19 protein-coding genes and 1 tRNA gene are annotated in these 20,019 nt (G+C 63.1%); 9 read left to right on the top strand and 11 right to left on the bottom strand.

Going from position 1 to position 20,019, the window contains the following annotated elements:
- Positions 1 to 56 precede the first annotated feature (56 nt).
- On the bottom strand, positions 57 to 2,810 hold the full coding sequence (gene aceE, locus ACP8ML_RS05000; RefSeq protein ID WP_065672645.1) for a pyruvate dehydrogenase (acetyl-transferring), homodimeric type: 2,754 nt from the start codon (positions 2,808 to 2,810) through the stop codon (positions 57 to 59).
- Between the two features lie 238 nt (positions 2,811 to 3,048).
- Positions 3,049 to 3,177, bottom strand: a complete 129-nt coding sequence (locus ACP8ML_RS04995) for a hypothetical protein (RefSeq protein WP_256998299.1) — start codon at positions 3,175 to 3,177, stop codon at positions 3,049 to 3,051.
- On the opposite strand from ACP8ML_RS04995, the gene ACP8ML_RS04990 reads away from it, so the two are divergent.
- A complete protein-coding gene (locus ACP8ML_RS04990; RefSeq protein ID WP_171048641.1) occupies positions 3,176 to 4,279 on the top strand; it encodes a PucR family transcriptional regulator in 1,104 nt (367 codons plus the stop codon). The two genes, ACP8ML_RS04995 and ACP8ML_RS04990, sit on opposite strands and share 2 nt — an antisense overlap.
- A 19-nt stretch (positions 4,280 to 4,298) precedes the next feature.
- On the opposite strand, the gene ACP8ML_RS04985 is transcribed toward ACP8ML_RS04990, so the two are convergent.
- The gene (locus ACP8ML_RS04985) at positions 4,299 to 5,744 is read right to left on the bottom strand and encodes a sugar porter family MFS transporter (RefSeq protein WP_221269020.1); all 1,446 of its coding nucleotides are present in this window, start codon (positions 5,742 to 5,744) and stop codon (positions 4,299 to 4,301) included.
- A gap of 157 nt (positions 5,745 to 5,901) precedes the next feature.
- Here ACP8ML_RS04985 and ACP8ML_RS04980 point away from each other — a divergent pair, with 157 nt between their 5' ends.
- The 6 genes from ACP8ML_RS04980 (at position 5,902) to ACP8ML_RS04955 (ending at position 10,907) form a co-directional block, all read left to right on the top strand.
- The gene (locus ACP8ML_RS04980; protein WP_016667476.1) at positions 5,902 to 6,267 is read left to right on the top strand and encodes a NifB/NifX family molybdenum-iron cluster-binding protein; all 366 of its coding nucleotides are present in this window, start codon (positions 5,902 to 5,904) and stop codon (positions 6,265 to 6,267) included.
- Positions 6,264 to 7,178 (top strand): 2-dehydropantoate 2-reductase, encoded by a 915-nt coding sequence (locus ACP8ML_RS04975; RefSeq protein ID WP_486703047.1) that lies wholly within the window; start codon positions 6,264 to 6,266, stop codon positions 7,176 to 7,178. The genes ACP8ML_RS04980 and ACP8ML_RS04975 overlap by 4 nt, the downstream gene beginning before the upstream one ends.
- 187 nt (positions 7,179 to 7,365) lie before the next feature.
- Positions 7,366 to 8,238 carry an ACP S-malonyltransferase gene (locus tag ACP8ML_RS04970; protein ID WP_249361296.1) on the top strand — a complete coding sequence of 291 codons (873 nt, stop codon included), beginning with the start codon at positions 7,366 to 7,368 and terminating at the stop codon, positions 8,236 to 8,238.
- Positions 8,235 to 9,233, top strand: coding sequence for a beta-ketoacyl-ACP synthase III (locus ACP8ML_RS04965; protein ID WP_117189574.1), 999 nt, complete (start codon positions 8,235 to 8,237; stop codon positions 9,231 to 9,233). The genes ACP8ML_RS04970 and ACP8ML_RS04965 overlap by 4 nt, the downstream gene beginning before the upstream one ends.
- Before the next feature lie 81 nt (positions 9,234 to 9,314).
- Positions 9,315 to 9,560 carry an acyl carrier protein gene (locus ACP8ML_RS04960; protein ID WP_004811613.1) on the top strand — a complete coding sequence of 82 codons (246 nt, stop codon included), beginning with the start codon at positions 9,315 to 9,317 and terminating at the stop codon, positions 9,558 to 9,560.
- A gap of 72 nt (positions 9,561 to 9,632) precedes the next feature.
- Positions 9,633 to 10,907: a beta-ketoacyl-[acyl-carrier-protein] synthase family protein gene (locus tag ACP8ML_RS04955; RefSeq protein ID WP_117189573.1), complete on the top strand. Its 1,275-nt coding sequence runs from the start codon at positions 9,633 to 9,635 to the stop codon at positions 10,905 to 10,907.
- Positions 10,908 to 10,968: 61 nt separating this feature from the next.
- Here the strand turns inward: ACP8ML_RS04955 and ACP8ML_RS04950 are convergent, their stop codons facing one another.
- The 6 genes from ACP8ML_RS04950 to ACP8ML_RS04925 form a co-directional block, all read right to left on the bottom strand.
- Entirely contained in the window at positions 10,969 to 11,472 is a 504-nt protein-coding gene (locus tag ACP8ML_RS04950) for a DUF3145 family protein (RefSeq protein ID WP_486703046.1), read from the bottom strand.
- Between the two features lie 73 nt (positions 11,473 to 11,545).
- Positions 11,546 to 12,265 carry a YggS family pyridoxal phosphate-dependent enzyme gene (locus ACP8ML_RS04945; RefSeq protein ID WP_117189572.1) on the bottom strand — a complete coding sequence of 240 codons (720 nt, stop codon included), beginning with the start codon at positions 12,263 to 12,265 and terminating at the stop codon, positions 11,546 to 11,548.
- Positions 12,266 to 12,319: 54 nt separating this feature from the next.
- Entirely contained in the window at positions 12,320 to 13,282 is a 963-nt protein-coding gene (locus tag ACP8ML_RS04940; protein WP_221269013.1) for a VWA domain-containing protein, read from the bottom strand.
- Entirely contained in the window at positions 13,273 to 14,247 is a 975-nt protein-coding gene (locus tag ACP8ML_RS04935; protein ID WP_117189570.1) for a VWA domain-containing protein, read from the bottom strand. Before ACP8ML_RS04935 ends, ACP8ML_RS04940 begins: the two co-directional genes overlap by 10 nt.
- Complete coding sequence (locus ACP8ML_RS04930; RefSeq protein ID WP_171023463.1) at positions 14,244 to 15,248, bottom strand: DUF58 domain-containing protein; 1,005 nt, start codon at positions 15,246 to 15,248, stop codon at positions 14,244 to 14,246. The genes ACP8ML_RS04935 and ACP8ML_RS04930 overlap by 4 nt, the downstream gene beginning before the upstream one ends.
- A gap of 48 nt (positions 15,249 to 15,296) precedes the next feature.
- Positions 15,297 to 16,421, bottom strand: a complete 1,125-nt coding sequence (locus tag ACP8ML_RS04925) for an AAA family ATPase (protein WP_117189569.1) — start codon at positions 16,419 to 16,421, stop codon at positions 15,297 to 15,299.
- A gap of 151 nt (positions 16,422 to 16,572) precedes the next feature.
- Between ACP8ML_RS04925 and ACP8ML_RS04920 the strand changes: the two genes are divergently transcribed.
- Both ACP8ML_RS04920 and ACP8ML_RS04915 read left to right on the top strand, forming a co-directional pair.
- A complete protein-coding gene (locus tag ACP8ML_RS04920) occupies positions 16,573 to 17,493 on the top strand; it encodes a hypothetical protein (protein ID WP_117189568.1) in 921 nt (306 codons plus the stop codon).
- Positions 17,493 to 18,290, top strand: coding sequence for an HAD hydrolase family protein (locus ACP8ML_RS04915; RefSeq protein WP_016667464.1), 798 nt, complete (start codon positions 17,493 to 17,495; stop codon positions 18,288 to 18,290). The genes ACP8ML_RS04920 and ACP8ML_RS04915 overlap by 1 nt, the downstream gene beginning before the upstream one ends.
- A gap of 146 nt (positions 18,291 to 18,436) precedes the next feature.
- On the opposite strand, the gene ACP8ML_RS04910 is transcribed toward ACP8ML_RS04915, so the two are convergent.
- Together ACP8ML_RS04910 and ACP8ML_RS04905 are read right to left on the bottom strand one after the other, a co-directional pair.
- Positions 18,437 to 19,471: an esterase/lipase family protein gene (locus ACP8ML_RS04910; RefSeq protein ID WP_117189567.1), complete on the bottom strand. Its 1,035-nt coding sequence runs from the start codon at positions 19,469 to 19,471 to the stop codon at positions 18,437 to 18,439.
- A gap of 335 nt (positions 19,472 to 19,806) precedes the next feature.
- Positions 19,807 to 19,880: transfer RNA gene (locus tag ACP8ML_RS04905), tRNA-Ile, on the bottom strand.
- Positions 19,881 to 20,019 lie beyond the last annotated feature (139 nt).

Genomic DNA, 20,019 nt, shown 5'->3' with positions numbered 1-20,019 from the left:
CCAGATGCGAGACGCGGAGGCCACCTCAGGGGTGACCTCCGCGTCGTCAGATTCGATCAGGCGTCGCCGCCGGCATTGCCGGACGACCCGGCGTTGACGTTGAGAAGGTCGTACTTCTCAGCCGCCTTGGCCGGCCAATCCTGCGGAATCTCACCGCGCTCGGCGAGCATCTGCAGGGCTCGGACGGCCATGGACGGTCCATCGATGTGGAAGAAGCGACGGGCAGCAGCGCGAGTGTCGGAGAACCCGAACCCATCGGCGCCCAGGGACGCATAGTCTTCCGGCACCCACTGAGCGATCTGGTCAGGGACCTGACGCATGTAGTCGGTGGCCGCGACGACTGGGCCCGGGGCATCAGCCAGGCGCTGCACGATGTACGGGGTGCGCTTGTCCTGCTCAGGATGCAGGAAGGCCTGTTCCTCGGTCTCCATGGCGTCACGACGCAGCTTGTTCCACGAGGTGACCGACCAGACGTCAGCGACGACACCGAAGTCGTCCTTGAGGAGCTTCTGAGCCTCAAGGGCCCACGGCACCGCAACGCCGGAAGCCAACAGCTGGACGCGACGAGCGTCCTCACCAACACCCTCGAAGGAACCCTTCGACAGCAGGTACATGCCCTTGACGATGCCCTCGGCGTCGACTCCCTCAGGCTCGGCCGGCTGGACGATCGGCTCGTTGTAGACCGTCAGGTAGTACATGACGTTCTCGGGGTTCTCACCGTACATCTGTTCCAGACCGGCCTGGACGATGTGGGAAATCTCGTAGGAGTAGGCCGGGTCGTAGGAGACGACCGCCGGGTTCGTGGCAGCCAGGATCGGCGAATGGCCGTCCATGTGCTGGGTGCCCTCACCTGTCAGGGTGGTGCGCCCGGCGGTTGCGCCGATGATGAATCCCTTGCACATCTGGTCGCCGGCTGCCCAGAAGGAGTCACCGGTGCGCTGGAATCCGAACATCGAGTAGAACAGGTAGATCGGCACCATCGGCACGCCCTGGGTGGAGTAGGCCGAACCGGCAGCGATGAAGGCAGCCGTCGAGCCTGCCTCGTTGATGCCGGTGTGCAGGATCTGACCGTTCCTGGCCTCGCGGTAGCTGAGCATGAGCTCGTGGTCCACCGGGGTGTAGTTCTGGCCGTGCGGGTTGTAGATCTTGATCGTCGGGAAGAACGAGTCCATGCCGAAGGTACGGGCCTCGTCAGGGATGATCGGGACGACGTGCGGGGCGAAGTTCTTGTCGCGCATGAGATCCTTGAGCAAACGCACGAAAGCCATGGTGGTGGCGACTTCCTGCTTGCCCGATCCACGCTTGACACCGTCGAAGGCCTTCTGCTCCGGGATTGGCAGAGAGGTGAACTTCAAGCGACGCTCCGGCACGAAACCACCCAGAGCACGACGACGCTCCATGAGGTACTGGATGCGCTCATCGTCGGCGCCCGGGTGGAAGTACGGGGCGCGGTACGGGTCGGCCTCCAGGACCTTGTCGGAGATCGGGATCTCGAGACGGTCACGGAACTGCTTGAGGTCTTCGAGGGCCAGCTTCTTCATCTGGTGGGTCGCGTTGCGGCCCGCGAAGTGGGTTCCGAGGTCGTAGCCCTTGATGGTGCAGGCGAGCACCACGGTCGGAGCTCCCCTGAACTCGGTGGCGGCCTTGTAGGCGTTGTAGATCTTGCGATAGTCGTGGCCACCGCGACGCAGCGCCCAAATCTGTTCGTCGGTCCAGTTCTCGACCATCTTGGCGGTGCGCGGATCACGACCGAAGAAGTGCTCACGGACATAGGCGCCGTCGTTGGCCTTAAAGGTCTGGTAGTCGCCGTCACGAGTGTTGTTCATGATGTCGACAAGAGCGCCGTCGCGGTCAGCCTGCAGCAGCGGATCCCAGCCCGATCCCCAGATGACCTTGATGACGTTCCAGCCGGCACCGCGGAAGACGGCCTCCAGCTCCTGGACGATCTTGCCGTTGCCACGTACTGGGCCGTCCAGACGCTGAAGGTTGCAGTTGATGACGAAGGTGAGGTTGTCGAGTTCCTCATTGGCGGCAACCTGCAGGAAGCCACGCGACTCCGGCTCGTCCATCTCGCCGTCGCCGAGGAAGGCCCAGACGTGCTGGTCGGAGCAGTCCTTGACACCACGGTTGGTGAGGTACTTGTTCATGGACGCCTGGTAGATGGAGTCCATCGGCCCCAGACCCATTGACACCGTCGGGAACTGCCAGAAGTCGGGAAGCATGCGCGGGTGGGGGTAGGAGGGCAGGCCGTAACCAGCCTTCGACTTCTCCTGACGGAACCCGTCAAGATCCTCCTCACTGAGGCGTCCCTCCAGGAAGGCGCGGGCATACATACCCGGAGCTGCATGGCCCTGGAAGAAGACCTGGTCGCCGCCGCCGGGAGCGTCCTGTCCACGCCAGAAGTGGTTCTGGCCGACCTCGTAGAGGGTGACTGCGGAGGCATAGGTGGAGATGTGGCCACCGACGCCGATACCGGGACGCTGAGCGCGATGCACCGTGATGGCGGAGTTCCATCGCAGCAGACGACGGATGTTCCGCTCGATCTCGGCGTCGCCGGGGTACTCCTCCTCGTCCTCGGCAGCGATGGTGTTGATGTAATCGGTGGAGGTGAGAGCCGACAGATCGAGATGACCGTGGCTACGAGCCCGCTCCAGCATCTTCAGCAACACGATCCGGGCGCGGTTGGGACCGTCAGCCTCGACCATCTTGTCGAGGGATTCGATCCACTCCTGGGTCTCCTCGGGATCGATGTCAGGCAGTGTTGTCGGTAGTCCGTTGAGGACTGGTCCGCGTTCTTCGCGTGGGATCACGCTGGGTCCTTTCTCATCGACGTTGACGCGCTACCGGCGTCGTCACCGGTGACGGTTCGAGGTGGCAGCCCGAGGGCCCGCCGCCAACCTATTGTGTCGTGTTATGAAAGAAAAGTCACTTGCAGATGTCGTAAATCGACTCAGCGCGAAATTCCCGCCTTGACGGCAGACGCGAGGAAGGACATCGCGGCCAAACCACATCCCCATTAGACTGTCCGACGTTTCGCCGGGGGGAGGCTCAGGTGGCCAGGAATGACATCGCGCCGACGTCCGCGCGCCGAACGTCGAGTACCGGTCGCACCGTCGTCCCCTCTGACCGCACCCGCCGAGCCATCGCGAAGCGCTTGACTGCTCGCACTTCCGCCATGACAACCGCCACCCTCGAGGAGATGGGCCGTCGTCATTCCTGGTTCCGCGACCTTTCTGCCGAGGAGAGGTCGTGGATTTCGATCGTGGCCCGATCCGGCATCGACGGCTTTGTGCAATGGTTTGCTGACGACGACGCCGAGCCCTACTCCCCAACCGACGTCTTCGACGTGGCACCGCGATCCATGACTCGCAAGATCTCGCTGCACCAGACCGTCGAGCTGGTCCGCACCACGATTGAGGTCGTCGAGACTCAGATCGAAACCGAGATGCCACGCGGAGATCGCCAGGTCCTGCGTACCGCCATCGTCCACTACTCCCGAGAGGTCGCTTTCGCAGCCGCCGAGGTGTATGCCCGAGCCGCCGAGCGCCGCGGCACCTGGGACGAGCGACTGGAATCCCTCGTCGTCGATGCCGTGGTCCGCGCCGACGCCGACGAGCAGCTCATCTCTCGCGCTTCCACCCTCGGGTGGCGTCCCGGTATCAATCTGTGTGTGGTCGTGGGCCGTGCCCCGACCACTGAGCATGAACTGCACGTGCTGCGTCGCGACGGGGAACGGATGCAGATGACCGTGCTGGCCGCCCTGCAGTCCGATCGCCTCGTCGTCATCCTCGCCAGTCAGAAACTCGTCGACGCTCCAGCCGCAGTGGCTGCCACCGAAGCCTTGGCCGAGCATTTTGCGCCCGGCCCCATCGTCGTCGGACCGGTTGTCGCTGACCTCACCCTGGCACCGGCCTCCGCTCGCGCCGCACTGTCAGGAGCCCGAGCCGCGCGAGCCTGGCCGGAGGGTCCGCGGGTCATGGCTGCCATCGATCTTCTACCTGAGCAGGTTCTCTCCGGTGACGCCGAGGCCACTGCGTGGCTCGTCGATGAGGTCTACACCCCGTTGGTCGCCGCGAGTGGGGACCTCATGGACACCACCGTCTCCTTCCTCGATCACGGCTGCTCGGTGGAAGGCACCGGGCGGGCCATGTTCATCCACCCGAACACGGTGCGCTATCGCCTCAAGAGGATCCAGGCCGTCACTGGCTACTCCCCCTCGGACCCTCGAGAGGCTTATGTGCTACGACTGGCGATCACCTTGGGGCGGCTGACGAACTGATGCTAACCGGTCTCAGGGCTCACGCCATCGAAGATGATTCAGTCTCAGGCCACCTCGCGCCGTTGTTCCAGTAGTCCTGGATTTCCTCGAGCGAACGACCAGAGGTTTCCGGGGCGTATCGCAGCAGGAATAGCAGCGCAAGGACGAGGAGCCCACCATATACGCCGAAGGTTCCAGCAAGCCCGATGCCGTCGAGCATCACGGCTCCCAGTTGCGCAGTGATCGCATTGGCGACCAAGTCGGCGGTGAGCACCAAGGACGCACCGAGTGACCGGTAACGAGCCGGGAAGATCTCACCTGCGTAAACCCATACGATTGAGCCGAAGCCGAAGGTGAATCCCATCGTAAACAAGGACATGCCGATGAGGCCCATAACACCGGCTGCGGTACCCTCAAAGCCGCTCACCAGATAGGTCACGATGAGAATAATCGTCGCAACGATCATCGTAGATATTCCTGTAATGAGTACAAACCGACGCCCAACCTTGTCAATAACCAGCATGGAGACGACAACACTTATCAGCGACAAAAACTGAACCAGGGACGGCACAAGGTAGGTCGTCGCGGTATCCGTGAACCCCATTCGAGAATAGATGCCAGGCGCATAATAAATAGTGGCATTGATCCCGGTGATCTGGATTGAGAATCCTAGTACAATGGCAAAAATGGTGGTTCGAGCCATGCCACCATGGAACATCTCACGCAATCGTCCCCACACAGATCCGGCAGGTTGGGACGACAATGAGTTTCGGGTCTCGTTGAGGCTTGGCTCAACCAATTCTGCTACTTCAATGCGCTCCATTGCACGGCGAGCCTCCTCCTCTCGTCCCTTGAGCATGTACCACGACGGAGTTTCTTCAGTGCGAAACAGCATCACCAGGACGATGAATGCCGGGACGGCTGCCACACCGAGAATCCAACGCCATGTGTCCGTGGGCAGCAACAAGTACCCGACAAGGTAACCCAAAATAATTCCGATAACGCACGTCACCTGATACGCAGTCGCCAACCCGCCACGCCGCGATGCCGGAGCGGATTCAGCAATAAACACCGGGACGACTGTAATGGAGAGTCCAATAGTTATTCCCAGGAGGACTCGCATCGCGAGGAATGACCCGGCAGACGGAGAGATGGCAGTCAAAATCGCAAAAACAGTGTAGCCAGCGGCAATGATGATCATCGATTTCTTGCGTCCAATGGCATTAGCCATGGGGCCGCCGAGAATAGCGCCAGCTATTTGACCCACGACCGACGCCGTGTTGATGGCACCATAGATACCAAAGTCCCGCTTCACGAACTGCAACGCAGCAGCGGTGTTAGAAATATCATAACCGTAGGTAATTCCCAGAGCTGCTGCTGTCACCGCCATGAAGATAGCCCTACGCATCTGGCTACCGTCCGCGGCACCATCTGTCTCGTATCCGCCTGCCTTGACATTCCCCTGCACAGGATCACTCGACGCCATATACTCCCTTTCTCCGAGCACTGAACTTCACGCACGCAATAACCGACCCGGCTAGCTCCCTAACACTACAGTTAATGGTCGTCACCCCGCTTCCCCGCGCCGCGCATCGAGTTTCTCTTGCCATCACACTTGCCGTCCGGGAAGCTAGGCTCACGTTATGAACGTCATGATTCCAGTTCGCCCGGACGGCTCGGTGGAGCCCCGGTTCGGCAAGGCACCCATGGTGGCCGTCGCACAGGTCGATGACAACGGTCACGTCACGCAGTGGCAGACCTTCGAGGTGGAGTGGGACCGCCTCCACGACGAGGGCACCGAGGGCAGTCATCACGCTCGTATCGTCCGTTTCCTGCGCGAACACGAGGTCGTGGCATGCGTGGCCACTCACGCCGGAATGGGGATGCAGCGCACGTTGGCAGCGATGAAGGTTCCGCTGCTGCCAGCAACCCTCCCCGACGCCCGGGAATCAGTCGAACAGGCGATGGTCGCCGCCTGCGCCACCGTCAAGAATGAGGCGGAGCGATGAGAGCAGCTGTGATCGGCGCCGGAGCCATCGGCGCTTTCTACGGTGGCGTGTTGGCCGACGCCGGGGCCGACGTCTCCTTCGTCGCCCGTGGCAAGACCTTGAAAGCCATTCGCGAGCACGGACTGCGCATCGTCGGCAACACCGAGGTGACCCTCGACGTTCCCGCCACTGACAACGCTGCCGAGATCGGAGAGGTCGATGTCGTGCTCATGTGTACCAAGACCTTCCAGGTAGCCGATGCCGCTCGTACCCACCTGTCTGCTCTCATGGGACCCGACACCCTCGTCGTCACGACCCAGAATGGCGTCATTGCACCTCGGGTGCTGGCCGAGATCATCGGCGCCGAGCACGTGGCCCCCGGTGTCTGCAGGGAATGGGTCAAGATCGTCGAGCCAGGCCTCGTCATGGATCTGGGCGGACCTCGCATGTTGGAGGTCTCGACGATGGACGACTCCCCCAATCCGATCATCGATGAGTTGCGAGCTGCCTACGAGACGGCCAGCATCGTCTCCCCCGTCATCGCCGACATCACCACCACGCTGTGGGTCAAGATGTGTTCCGTCGTTCCCCAGGGAGCCTGTGGGGCCGTCCTCGACGTCGCTCTGGGCGACCTACTCAGCACCCATCGCGACATCTTCGCCCGGTGCATTGACGAGACGGTGCATGTCGCTCGTGGACACGGCGCCAAGATCGCCGACGACTTCGTCGAGAAGAACCTCAGGTTCCTCGCCGGACAGGATCCTGCCTCGACGACCTCATTCCAACGCGACATCCTTGCCGGTCGCCCCAGCGAGTATGCCGCCCAGGTCGGAGCCGTTCCCGGACTGGGTGACGAGGTGGGCGTCGACACCCCCGTCAATGACGTCATTGCCGCTGTGCTGGGACGCCGGGAGGCCGCCAATCGGGCCTGATTCGAGACACACACCGGGTTTTGGAGGAACCCCCCTGCCCCTTTGTGGAAACCCCACAAAGGCAACCCCGGGTACTTCGTCGGTTCCATGTCTCGCCTCAGGGCCTGCCAGGGGGCAAAGTGGGAACGTGCTTGCAATCGTCGCTCCGGGCCAGGGAGCCCAGAAACCAGGATTCCTGTCGGACTGGATGTCCGACCCCACCTTCTCTGACCACCTCGCATGGTTGTCAGCGGTGGCCGACATCGATCTGGTGACCCACGGCACGACCTCCGACGAGGCGACCATCAAGGACACCGCTGTCGCCCAGCCGCTGCTCGTCGCCGCCGCGCTGGCGACCGCATGGTCGGTCGATCCCGAGATCTTCTCCAGGGCGGACCTGCTGGCCGGACACTCGGTCGGCGAAATCGCCGCCGGCGCTGCCGCTGGTGCTTTCTCGGCCGAGGCCGCAATGGTTCTCGTCCGTGAGCGCGGCCGCGCCATGGCAGAGGCCGCTTCTCGCACCGCGACTTCGATGACCGCCGTCATTGGTGGCAAGCCTGACGAGGTCCTGGCGGCCATCGAGGCTGCGGGCCTCACCCCGGCCAACCACAATGGCAAGGGTCAGATCGTCGCGGCCGGAACCGTCGAGCAACTCGAGGCCTTCGCCGCTGAGCCTCCGGCTCGTACCCGACTCTTCCCGCTCTCGGTCGCCGGCGCCTTTCACACCGTTCACATGGAGCCTGCCGTTGACCACCTGCGCGAGGTCGCCGCGGCCATGCCGACGACCACCCCGTCGGTGGCCCTGCTGTCGAACCGCGACGGTGTCGTCGTCACGGACGGACGCGAGTTCGTTGATCGTCTTGTCAACCAGGTTGCCCACCCGGTGCGTTGGGACCTGTGCATGGGCACCATGGCCGAGCGCGGCATCACCGGCATGCTCGAACTCACCCCGGCTGGCACCCTGACGGGTATCGCCAAGCGCAACCTCGGGGGTGTTGAGCTGTTCAACCTCAACACCCCAGACCAGATTCCGGCTGCCCGCGATTTCATCGCGACCCACGCTGGCAAGGAGAATACATGACAGCCATCAAGACCCGCCCGGTCGACAGGTACTCGCAGCTCCTGTCCACCGGGTCAGTCCGCGGTTCGCGGGTCGTCACCAACGAGGAAATGTGCACCATGATCGACTCCACCCCGGAGTGGATCGAACAACGCACCGGTATCACCGAGCGTCGCTGGGGTACCGAGTCCGAGACCGTGTTGTCGATGGGCACCGAGGCCGCTCGTACCGCCCTTGAGCGCTCCGGCCTCGAGACCTCGCAGATCGACGCCATCATCGTCGCGACCGTCTCGCATCATCGTCCCTCCCCGAGCCTGGCGACCTACATCGCTCGCGAGCTCGGCCTGGGCAACGCCGCAGCCTTCGACCTCAACGGTGCCTGCGCGGGATTCTGCTACTCGACCGCTCTGGCCGACTCGATGATCCGCACCGGATCCGCGAACAACGTGCTCGTCATCGGCGTCGAGAAGCTCTCCGAGATGACCAACCTCGACGATCGCTCCACTGCCTTCCTCTTCTCCGACGGCGCAGGGGCTGCAATCATCGGCGCGAGCGACGAGCCGGGAATCGGTCCGGTCATCTGGGGATCGCGCTCTGACCAGCTCAAGACCATCGAGATCGAGGACTGGGCAAGCGCCAGCGCCGATCCCGAAAAGGTCCACCCCCTGATCCACATGGAGGGCCGCGCGGTCTTCAAGTGGGCCATGACCGACGTCGCCAAGCGCTCCGCCGAAGCGGTGGCCGCGGCCGGGATCACCCCCGAAGCCCTCGACGTCTTCATCCCGCACCAGGCCAATGATCGCATCACCGACGTCATCTGCCGCCACCTCAAACTGCCCGAGTCGGTGACCATCTGCCACGACATCGCTGACATGGGGAATACCTCCGCCGCGTCCGTGCCGATCGCCATCGACCGTATGCTTCAGCGTGGGGAGGCCCACAGCGGCGACCTCGCCCTCATCATCGGTTTCGGAGCCGGACTGGTGTACGCCGGTCAGGTCATCCGGCTCCCCTGAGACCCATATCCATGGCACGAACACCACCCACACACTTCGGGTCGATGGCCCGGGGAAATCACGAGAAAAGGAACAATCATCATGGCCGATAAAGACCAGATCCTCGCCGACATGGCTGACATCGTCAACGACATCACCGGTGTCGACCAGTCCGAGGTCACCCTTGAGAAGTCCTTCGTCGACGACCTCGACGTCGACTCTCTCTCCATGGTCGAGATCATCTACGCCTGCGACGAGAAGTTCGGCGTCGAGATCCCCGACGAGGAGTCCAAGAACATTAAGACCGTTGGCGACGCCGTCAACTACATCATCGAGCACAAGGGCTGATTCCAGGGTGTCCGGGGCGGATGAGTCCCGGACACCGGCCCGCACCAACCCATCACCGACACTGGAGAACTCATGAGCGACGTCGTCATCACTGGCTTCGGGGCCACCACACCGTTGGGACCCGATGCCCCCACCACATGGCAGGGGCTGCTGGAAGGCCGAAACGGGGTGCACACCCTGGACTTCGACTGGATGGACGACGTGCCGGTCAAGTTCGCCGCATCAGCGGTGGACGAGCCGACGAACCACATCCCGCGCCCGCAGGCTCGCCGCCTGGACCGTTCCAGCCAGCTTGCCCTGGTGGCAGCCAAGGAGGCCTGGGCCGACGCCGACCTGGAGCTTCCCGAGCCCGACGACGAGACCGGTGACTCCAACGGTATCGACCCCGAGCGTCTGGTGGTCTGCTGCGCCACCGGTATCGGAGGTCTGCACTCGCTGCTCGGCCAGTGGGACATCCAGAAGGACAAGGGGTTCAAGCGGGTCAGTCCGTTCACCGTCCCGATGCTCATGGCCAACGCGCCGGCCGCCAACATCGGTCTGCTGGTACATGCCAAGGCAGGCGTCCACACCCCGGTGTCGGCCTGTGCCTCCTCGTCGGAGGCCATCTCTCTCGGTCTGGACCAGATTCGTCTGGGACGTGCCGACATCGCTGTCGTCGGTGGCGCCGAGGCCATCATCCACCCGCTGCCGGTAGCCGCCTTCGCCCAGATGAAGGCGCTGTCGACCCGCAATGACGACCCCGAGCACGCATCCCGTCCGTGGGACGTCGACCGTGACGGATTCGTCATTGGTGAGGGTGCCGCAATCATGGTCATCGAGACCGAGGAGCACGCCAAGGCCCGCGGTGCCAAGATCTACGGCACCCTGGCCGGATCGGGCATCTCCGCCGACTCCCACGACATCGTCCAGCCCGATCCGACCGGTTCAGGTCAGGCCTCCGCGATGCGCAAGGCTCTCCACTCGGCTGGGCTTTCCCCCTCTGACGTCAACCACGTCAACGCCCACGCCACCTCGACCCCGCTCGGCGACACTGCTGAGGCTCACTCCATCGCCTCGGTGCTCGGAGACGCCACCGATCAGGTGCTCGTCACGGGTACCAAGTCGATGACCGGGCACCTGCTCGGTGGAGCCGGCGCTCTGGAGTCCTTCGCGTCGGTGATGGCCCTGCTGGACCACAAGGTTCCCGGCACCATCAACATCAACCAGCTTGAGGAAGGGCTCAAGGTCAACATCATCACCAGGACGACTGATCTGCCCGGCGGAGACCTCGTCGCCCTCAATAACTCCTTCGGGTTCGGCGGACACAACGTCACCCTGGCGTTCACCAACGCCAACGCCACCCGCTGATTCAATCGCACGAGGCCCCGGTCACCGTTCGTGTGACCGGGGCCTCGTCATGTCTCAGGAGTCAGCCGACCTCGCGAGCAAGCCACGATACGTCCAGGGACGGGTCACAGGCCCGGTAGGCCTCCAGCTCGACGTCCCACGGTTCACCAAGCAGGTCACAGATCTCGTCCTCGAGACGAAGTCCTGTCCTTCGTGCCGCGGTCACGGCGGCTCGTAGTCTCATCTCGTCGACGAGAACCGAGCCGGCCTCGTCCGTGTGGGCGGAGAAAATACCCAGGCTCGGTGTCAGACTCCAACGATGCGGAACGGCGCCGGTTTCCACCATCATCTCGACGCGTACCCGCTGCCATGCCGCCAGGGTGGAGATGAACTTGCCGGCATCGACGACGTCCCCGCGCCACGGCGTCTCTGCACGCCACGTCCCGGGTTCCACCGGCTGGCTGGTCCAGCGCAGCGGCGCGGGTATGGCGAAAGCGGCATCGGCGGCCCATTCGATGTGGCTGCGCAATGCCGTCGGTGCCGAGTGGATGAAGAGAGTTCCACTGGCCAGCTGTGTTGTTTCCACGGTCGTCCTCCCGGTACCACGTGCCTTCCCCTGCAGCGGTACGGATGGACATCTCAACCATAGACGACCGGGTTCAGGGACGCCAGATCTCCGCGGGATCGGTCCTGGCACCGAAAATGTCGGTGCCGATACGCACCTGGGTGGATCCGTGGGCGACCGCGATTTCCAGATCCCCCGACATCCCCATGGACAGTTCTGCCCAGTCGGAGACCTCGTTGACCTCCTGACGCAACTTCTCCTGCACTCCGACGACGACGTCGAAGCAGTCGGCCACTGCCTCCGGGTCGGGGCTGTTGAGGGCCACCGTCATGAGGCCTCGCACGTCGAGGGAGTCGAAGGCCGCCAGCTCCTTGGCGAAGTCGATGGCCTCCTCTGGAGCGATACCGGACTTCTGGGGCTCGGCCGAGGAGTTCACCTGCACCAGCACCCGAAGTTGGCGCCCCTCCTTCTGCAACCTCTTGTCGAGCTCGTGGGCCACCTTGGGGGAGTCCAGGGCCTGAAACTCGGTGGCGAACCGGGCGACATACTTGGCCTTGTTGGTCTGCAGACCGCCGATGATGGCCCACCCCAGCCCGGGGTGATCGGCGTCCATGAGTTCCGACTTCGCCAAGGCGTCCTGCACCTTGTTCTCCCCGAAGAGTCGGTACCCCGCCTGATATGCCTCCTCCACCATGCTCGGCGGCTTGGTCTTGGACACCGGAAGAAGGGACACCTCGTCGGGGTCGCGATGACAGGCCCGGCAGGCGTCGTCGATGCGGGTACGTACAGCCATCAGATTGTCGGCCACGCTCATGGGAACTCCTTCTGCGAAGACGTCGAAGAATCTACTCCCGGTCGGGACGAGTAATCAGGGCCAACGGGCACACAGAGTGACGACGGAAGCAGCCGTCAAGACCATGAGGGCGAGGGCGACGCCGACATATTTGTCGGAGACCTCCCCGAAGACCTTCTCGTAACCGACTGACTGGGCGATCGACTTATAGACGTCGGAGAGCTGACCCAACGATTCCGCGGAGAACTTCTCGCCATCCGAGGCCTTCGCCACCGCAGCCAACTCATAGTGGTTGACGGGAACGGGCTGACGCTGACCACCCTCGACGACATATCCACCGGCAGTGCCGTAAGCGATGGTGTACACCGGGACGTGCTCGCGTCCGGCATCCGTGGCCGCCTCGAGGGACGGACGCCCGACATTGGTGGCACCGTCGGACAACAGCACGATCGCCGAGGGAGGCTTCTGTCCGGGACGCTTCGGGTCGTCCGGCACCAGCTTCAAGGCATTGAGGGAGGAGTAAATCCCCTCACCAATCGCAGTGGACGGCATCACCTGGAGGTTGGTGATCGCAGTCGACACCGCAGCCCGATCTGTGGTGGGAGGGACGACGATCTGGGCCGAGGCGGCGAACTTCACCAGGGCGACATTGAATCGTGGCGGCAGATCGCCCAGGAAATCCTTGGCAGCGGTCTTGGCCGCTGACAGGCGGGAGGGGTCGACGTCGGTGGCGACCATGGACCGTGAGACGTCAATGGCGACGACGACCGTCGCTCGGTCGCGTGGCACCTCGTGATAGGCCTTCGGCTGGGCGAACGCCAGCACCATGGTCGCCATCGACACCACCGACAACCCCATCGCCAGATGCTGCTTCCACGGTCGGGAGCTGGGCAACAACCTCTTCAGCTCGTTGCGGCCCTGGCGAGGTTGGCGACGCCACAGGACGACGATGAGGTAGACGACGAGGAAGGCGAACGGCACCACCAGCCACCACAGTCGTCCCGGACGTCCGAATGCGATGAGGGTCATCATGTCCATCTCACCGCCACTGACAGTGTCGCCAGCCCGGAGACGACGGCGAAGCAGAAGGCGTAGAAGGCCCAGGTCGACGTCACCTCCTTCTTCACCGGTTCATAACCCACCGAGGAGTGCACCTGCTTGTAGACCTCCTGGAGCTTGTCAGCCGAGTCCGCAGACCAGGACCGACCGTCGGTTCGGTCGGCAATGGCTGACAGGAGTTTGGTGTCGGGAGCGACCCTTTCCCGATTCCCGTCGAGATCGACATAGCCGGTCTCGGTGCCGAAGGCAATGGTGTACACCGGCACCTTGGCTGCGGCAGCACGAGTAGCGGCAACCATCGGCGACCCGCCCTGGGTGTTGCCGCCGTCACTGAGCATGACGATCGCTGCCGGAATGGGATCCTTAGAGTCCTTGGCTCCCGGAGTCATCTTGACAGCCTCGATGGACTTGTCGATGGCCCCGCCGAGAGCGGTACCGTCCTGCAGGTCAATACCGTCGACGGCACGCAGCACGGTGGGTCGGTCGGTCGACGGGGGCATCCGAATCTCGGGATGATCGGAGATGCTCACCACCGAGACGTTGAACCCCTCCGGAAGACTGTTGATGAAGCCCTTGGCCTTGGCCTTGGCAGCTGCGAGACGATTGGGCGAGACATCCTCAGCCTTCATAGACAAGGAGGCGTCGATGGCGACCACGATCGTGGCGCGATCGCGCGGCACCTTCTCGATGCCCAGCGGACGGGCCCACGCGAAGGTGGTCGTCGCCAGGCACAGCAGCGCGGCAGCAACGGCGATGTGTCTCTTCCACTGCGGCTGTCTACTCATCACCGAGCCGAGGATCGCGGTGTTGGTGAACCTCATCGCGGTTGAGCGGCTGCGGTGCAGGGCCCAGATGTAGAAGATCAACAGCGCCGGGATGATCAACAGCAGCCACAGGACCCACGGGGTCTTGACCTCAGGCAGGCCCAGGAACAATGGCGTCATTTCGTCACCCCCTGCGGAGGCTGATGCAGGATCGCCGCAGTGCGGCGGTACCCGAGCACGAAGCGGGCAATATCGGTGACCCAGTCGGAGTCGGTGCGTAATTGCAGATGACCGGCTCCAGCTCGTCGAATGGCAGCCGCGACCCGCTCGCGCTGAGCCCGGGAGGCCGCATCCATGCGCTCCCGGGTGGCCTTGTCGGCGGTATCGACATAGTGGGCGAAGGAAGTTTCTGGATCTCGCACCATGACATCACCCACGTCGGGGAAATGAACCTCGGCAGCGTCAACGACCTCGATGCACAGCACCTGGTTGCGCACCGAGAGCCTTCGCAGGGACCGTTCCCAGTCGGGGCGATTGTTGGGGTCGAGGGTGTTGTCGCCCGGGGAGAGGAAGTCCGAGACGACCACCTTCATGCCTCGGCGTCGGCCCGACGCAGCCAGGTTCTCGATCCCCTTGGCCAGGGTCATGTCACCAGCTGCATTGTCGGCGACGATCGGTTCGGTCAGCATCGAGCGCAACAAGCCGTAGAGGGCAGTTCTGCCAGAGCGCGCTGGCAGACGACGCACTGAATCAGGGCGCATGATGAGGCCACCGAATCGGTCCCCCATCCGTTGGGACAGGAATCCGATGGTGGCAACCGCTGCGATCCCCAGATCACGCTTGGTCATGGACACGGTGCCCCAGTTCATCGACCCGGTGACGTCCAGCAGGGCCCACACCTCGAGCTCGCGATCAGCAATGGTCTCTCGCACATGTGGAACGGTGGTACGAGCGGTGACGGCCCAGTCCATCATGCGCACGTCGTCCTGGCCGGGCTCGTAGGGGCGGGCATCATTGACGTCAGCCCCGGTGCCCGGGAGCAGACCGAGATGGTCACCGTGCAGGAAACCCTCCAGACGACGCACGATCGTCAGCTCCAGTCGGCGCAGCGCAGCCTCGGGGGCGAGCTGGTTGAGCGGCAGGGTCGCCCCGGTGGGCGGACTCACCAGGGTCTGCGCCACCGACGGTGGCTGCGGGTCGCGGAATGTCGGTCGCGTCATGAGGACGCCTCAGTGCTGGACAGGCGGAGTCGTCGGTGCGGGGTACTGGCCCAGGTCGTCGGGATAGCTGTGCTGCTGATGGGCGGCCTGGCGCTGCTCCTCGTTCCATACCGGGGTGGGCGGCGGAACCATGGCGACAACCCGCTCGATGACGTCCGAGGCCGAAACGTTGTCGGCTATGGCGTCGAAGCTGAGCACCAGCCGGTGGGCCATGACGTCGACGGCGACAGCCTGGACGTCGGTGGGAAGGACGTAGTCACGACCATGAACGAGGGCCAGGGCACGCGCAGCGGCAATCAGACCGAGGGTGGCGCGCGGAGAGCAGCCGATCTGGATCACGTTGGCGAGGTCCGGCATCCCGAAATCGCCCGGATTACGGGTGGCCAGCACCAGCCGAACCACGTATTCAGCGACGAGGTTGTGGACAAAGACGTCGGAGGCCATGTCCTGCAGGGCTGTGACGGTCTCGGGAGTCAGCACCTGCTGGGGCTCGGGAGCCTTGACACTCATCCGGCGCAGGATCTCGAACTCCTCGTTGCCTCGCGGGTAAGGAACGTCGATCTTGAGCAGGAAACGGTCGCGCTGGGCTTCCGGAAGCGGGTAAACGCCCTCGGACTCCACCGGGTTCTGGGTGGCGATGACGCTGAAGGGGTGCGGGGCCGGGAAGGTCTGTCCTGCGATGGACACTTGTTTCTCGGCCATCAGCTCGAGCATCGCCGACTGGACCTTGGCCGGAGCTCGGTTGATCTCGTCGGCCAGCACGAAGTTGACGAAGACCGGGCCGAGCTCGATGTCGAAAGTCTCCTTGGAGGCCGAGTAGATGCGGGTGCCGACGATGTCGGAGGGGACGAGGTCCGGGGTGAACTGCACTCGGGCGAAGTCACCGCCGAGGACCGTCGCGAAAGAGCGCACCGCCAAGGTCTTGGCGACACCGGGGACACCTTCCAGAAGGATGTGGCCCCTGGCCAACACACCGACCATGAGCTGTTCGACCATGCGCTCCTGGCCGACGATGACCCGCTGGACCTGCCCGATGGCCTGCCCGATGAGGCGAGCGGCCTCGTCATTGGACATCGGGGCATCCTGGTTGCCCTTGCCGATGTCCTGACCATCCGAGTAGTGCTGGGTGCTCACTAACGTCTCCTGCCTGGCTTGCGCATGACCCGTGACGGGCCCGCACTCACGATACCGTCAGAGTGCCGCAGCCCAAGAACGGTGAGAAATCACCAAGCGCGAACGCCTGCCGTTCGGAGGTCACGGCTGGAATGTGGTGAGATGGTGGGCGATGTCGAGTAACCCGTGGCCCATCGAGGCCCTGCCCCTGGAACCGTGCGACCCACCGAGGATCGACGAGTTCTGGCTCGATGTCCGTGTTCTCGCGATGCCCTCGGGCACTGTGTTCCGGGCCCATGACGACGACGGCCAGGCCGTCCTCATCATTCTGTTGTCCCATGGCGCCGCGAGTGATCCAGCTTCCTGGGACCGGTTGGCAGGGGAGGTCAACCACCTGCGCTCCGAGACCGTCATCGCTCGCGGTGGTGCGGGACAGAACTCTGGACGCTTGGGCGAGTTGTACCGCCCTGTGACTGGTCCGGGCGGGGCTGGCGGTGAGTCCCTGGCCCCGTGGGTGGCCTTGGTCTATGACGGGTCGGCAGCAGCGGTGGCCGAGACCCGACGCATCCTGGAGGCCGTCGACATGTCGGCCCTCTCGGGATCGTCAGTTGCAGGCCCGAATTTCCGGTTGCACTGGATCGACGACACCCTTCCCGGCCGGGTGCGCGCCTGGCCGCTGCCGTGGCCGGGTCGTCGTGACAGGGTCGGCTGGTCGACGACTGTGGTGGCATGGCTGCTCACAATCTTCATCGCCCTGACTGGTCTACTCATCGCGGTGCTGTTGTTCCAGAACGTGCCGCCCACTCCCCCGCCTCCACCGGTTCCGACCTCGGCCTCGTCGAGTAGTTCTGCCAACAGTTCTTCGAGTCCCAGCCCGAGCCAAGGATCGAGCCAGAGCGCGTCTCCGTCGAACGGCAGCGGGTCGAACAGTGTCACGCCGAGCGAGTCGCAGTCCCCGTCAACGGGTAGGAGCGCATCGCCGAGCATGTCGAACAACCCATCAAGGAGTCCGTCGCGCACCCCGTCGATGCAGTCGCCGGGAGCCGGCACCGGTACGTCGTCGGGATCTCCGACCGGGCGAGGAAGGTTGTGATGGTCTCACTCATTGCCACTGATTTGGACGGCACCTTTCTGGGCGCTGACAAGATGCCCAGCGCCGAGAACACCGAGGCGATGCTCGCTGCGGCCGAGGCGGGGGTCCACGTCGTCTTCGCCACTGGACGGCCCTACCGCTGGTTGACGGTTCTCGACCCGTTCCGCTCAATCCATCCGACCCTGCTGGCCTCAAATGGGGCAGTGAGCGTCGATGCCACGACCGGCGAGGTCCTCCACGACATCTTCATGAGCCCCACCCGCGTCGCCGAGATCATTGCCGATGTCCGCGAGGCCCTGCCTGAAGCTCTGTTCTGCACCGAGGAGGCCACCCAGTGGTTCGCCGACGAGGGATTCGATCGCTGGCAGATTGGCGGCCCTCCGGACGGCGAGGGACCGATCGAGAACTACCTTGGAGCCGATCGCCGCATCGTCAAGCTGTTGGTGCGTACCTTCAACTTCCCCAGCGACAAGCTCTTCGACGTCGTCAATCCCATCGTGGGCGACCGCGGCACGGCGACTTTTTCCGCCACCATGACGAACGGTCTCGTGGAGATCGCGGCTCCCGGGGTTTCGAAGGGAATGGCGTTGGCCCAGGTCTGTCAAGATCTCGGCATTGACCCATCTGACGCCGCAGCTTTTGGTGATATGCCCAACGATCTCACCATGCTGGAGTTAGTAGGACATCCGTATGTTGTCTCGGACGCCCACCCAATACTGCGTGATCGTGGATTCCCCATCATCGGAAACCATGACGAGTCTGCGGTAGGACGACAGATACGTATTTTGCTGGGTTAATTCGCGTCATGGCCAATCCAGTGCAGCCCCTCATACTTATGAGTCACAGCACTCGACCACCACCATGACATCGTTCGCGCTGGCTGCCAGGATGGCAACCAGCGCGAACAGGACTCATCACACCAATGGAGCAACAGCGATAACGATCACTGGATGTACCCCGGCACGTATACGCAGCGGATGGCCTTGGCCTTGTCAGGAAGCAACGTGTTGAAGACGACCTGGAAGGCGACGGGGTCATAGGTGAACCCGAAATGATCCGTGTGGTCCTTGGCACACACTGATTGCATGGTGATATTCGTTACTCCAGGCTCACGGATGAATGCGTTGGTGTATGGAGTCACCACATCGTCATACTTGGTACTGATGACGGTGTACCGGACACCCGGTGCGGTCATCCCACCGTCATTGAGTTCACCCAGGAAGCGAGAGCCCGCAAGCTGCTGCGGAAGCGACTCATAGTTGTGTCTATCCGCATAGTTCTGCAAAGCCCGAGCGCTCAGGCTTCCGGGCCGGTCGAGGCCAACGGAAGTAGCCAAACCGTAGACACTGGTGCCTTTATTGGAGGGGACGAGACCAATCAGATGGTTGACGACCCGATCTCCTCCAAACCACTTGATATAGGCACGAGGGAGGGGGCCTCCACCCTGGGAATGCCCCACCAGGTCAACCTTTTCGGCTCCGGTCGCGGCCCGTACTTTCTCAACGTAGTGGGCCAGAAACGCGGCACTGGAACGAATGTCGCCAGCGGTGGCAGCCCATTCGCGATCAGGGTTCGTTTGAATGTTGTAGTTGAAGGTGAATACGCACAGACCGGCCAATTTGAGCTCCGGCGCGTAATATGACCACGTGGCGAATGCGTCCTCACCGGTACCAGGGATGAGGACGACGGGTCGAGTACCTGGCGCAGGCTTACACGTGAAGTCGTTAGCTCCCTTTGGATTCGTACCCACATGCGCGTGTGAATACTGGGAAGCCACCGGCCAGGTGCGAAACTGCGGCCCCGTGCCACTCGACGGAACGCCATCCGGGCTGTGCGGAGCAGCGACGCCACCGGGATGATCGGGAGTGATTCCCGAGTCCGTAGCCCATGAGGTGCCGGCTGCCATCGTCATCGGTAGCGCAGTAGCTGCCGCAGTGAGGACGGCAAGAACCGACCTACGTAGCTTGGTAGATCTCATGAATGACACTCCTTGTCGATCAATAACCTGGCTCCTATGCCCAGGCGACGATCACGCTACCGAGGGGATGGTGCATTTCAGTACACCATCGCCAAAACGACCAATTGTGCAGCACAAAGGCATCTCAACGCACAGGTTTTCACTTCACGGTAGACTCATATGTGTCATTTTACTGACATCTGAACATCCGATTGAATAATTCATTTCATCATGCGAATGAATGACCGCCCACATCATCTTCGCTCCGGGTTCGACGGACGATTTCACACCTCGACGCCGCGGAACCCATAACCGCAGTGGCGAGCTGCCCGGGCAAATTGCAGGATCGGATGGAGTGGGGCGTGCGGGGCTCGAACCCGCGACCCAGGGATTATGAGTCCCCTGCTCTGACCGGCTGAGCTAACGCCCCGAGACGAATGATCACCTTACCGGGTTATGCTGATGGCAGCATCCTCCTCGGTCCCGTTATGGCTATGTGACCGTGCTTCGTGCCAGCCGTCGCCAACACTTTTCACCACCCACCGTCACCGCCTTTTGATAGCATTCAG

The sequence above is a fragment of the Cutibacterium sp. LaCa_255 genome, assembly GCF_057458005.1.
The sequence above is the reverse complement of the archived record's forward strand: the minus strand, read 5'-3'. Positions and strand labels throughout refer to the sequence as shown.

Bases quoted from the DNA above. Each gene is read 5' to 3' on its own strand.
- ACP8ML_RS04990 (WP_171048641.1), top strand. From the start codon at position 3,176: ATGACAACCGCCACCCTCGAGGAGATGGGCCGTCGTCATTCCTGGTTC.
- ACP8ML_RS04995 (WP_256998299.1), bottom strand. From the start codon at position 3,177: ATGGCGGAAGTGCGAGCAGTCAAGCGCTTCGCGATGGCTCGGCGGGTG.
- ACP8ML_RS04985 (WP_221269020.1), bottom strand. From the start codon at position 5,744: ATGGCGTCGAGTGATCCTGTGCAGGGGAATGTCAAGGCAGGCGGATAC.
- ACP8ML_RS04980 (WP_016667476.1), top strand. From the start codon at position 5,902: ATGAACGTCATGATTCCAGTTCGCCCGGACGGCTCGGTGGAGCCCCGG.
- ACP8ML_RS04975 (WP_486703047.1), top strand. From the start codon at position 6,264: ATGAGAGCAGCTGTGATCGGCGCCGGAGCCATCGGCGCTTTCTACGGT.
- ACP8ML_RS04970 (WP_249361296.1), top strand. From the start codon at position 7,366: ATGTCCGACCCCACCTTCTCTGACCACCTCGCATGGTTGTCAGCGGTG.
- ACP8ML_RS04965 (WP_117189574.1), top strand. From the start codon at position 8,235: ATGACAGCCATCAAGACCCGCCCGGTCGACAGGTACTCGCAGCTCCTG.
- ACP8ML_RS04960 (WP_004811613.1), top strand. From the start codon at position 9,315: ATGGCCGATAAAGACCAGATCCTCGCCGACATGGCTGACATCGTCAAC.
- ACP8ML_RS04955 (WP_117189573.1), top strand. From the start codon at position 9,633: ATGAGCGACGTCGTCATCACTGGCTTCGGGGCCACCACACCGTTGGGA.
- ACP8ML_RS04945 (WP_117189572.1), bottom strand. From the start codon at position 12,265: ATGAGCGTGGCCGACAATCTGATGGCTGTACGTACCCGCATCGACGAC.
- ACP8ML_RS04940 (WP_221269013.1), bottom strand. From the start codon at position 13,282: ATGGACATGATGACCCTCATCGCATTCGGACGTCCGGGACGACTGTGG.
- ACP8ML_RS04935 (WP_117189570.1), bottom strand. From the start codon at position 14,247: ATGACGCCATTGTTCCTGGGCCTGCCTGAGGTCAAGACCCCGTGGGTC.
- ACP8ML_RS04920 (WP_117189568.1), top strand. From the start codon at position 16,573: ATGTCGAGTAACCCGTGGCCCATCGAGGCCCTGCCCCTGGAACCGTGC.
- ACP8ML_RS04915 (WP_016667464.1), top strand. From the start codon at position 17,493: ATGGTCTCACTCATTGCCACTGATTTGGACGGCACCTTTCTGGGCGCT.
- ACP8ML_RS04910 (WP_117189567.1), bottom strand. From the start codon at position 19,471: ATGAGATCTACCAAGCTACGTAGGTCGGTTCTTGCCGTCCTCACTGCG.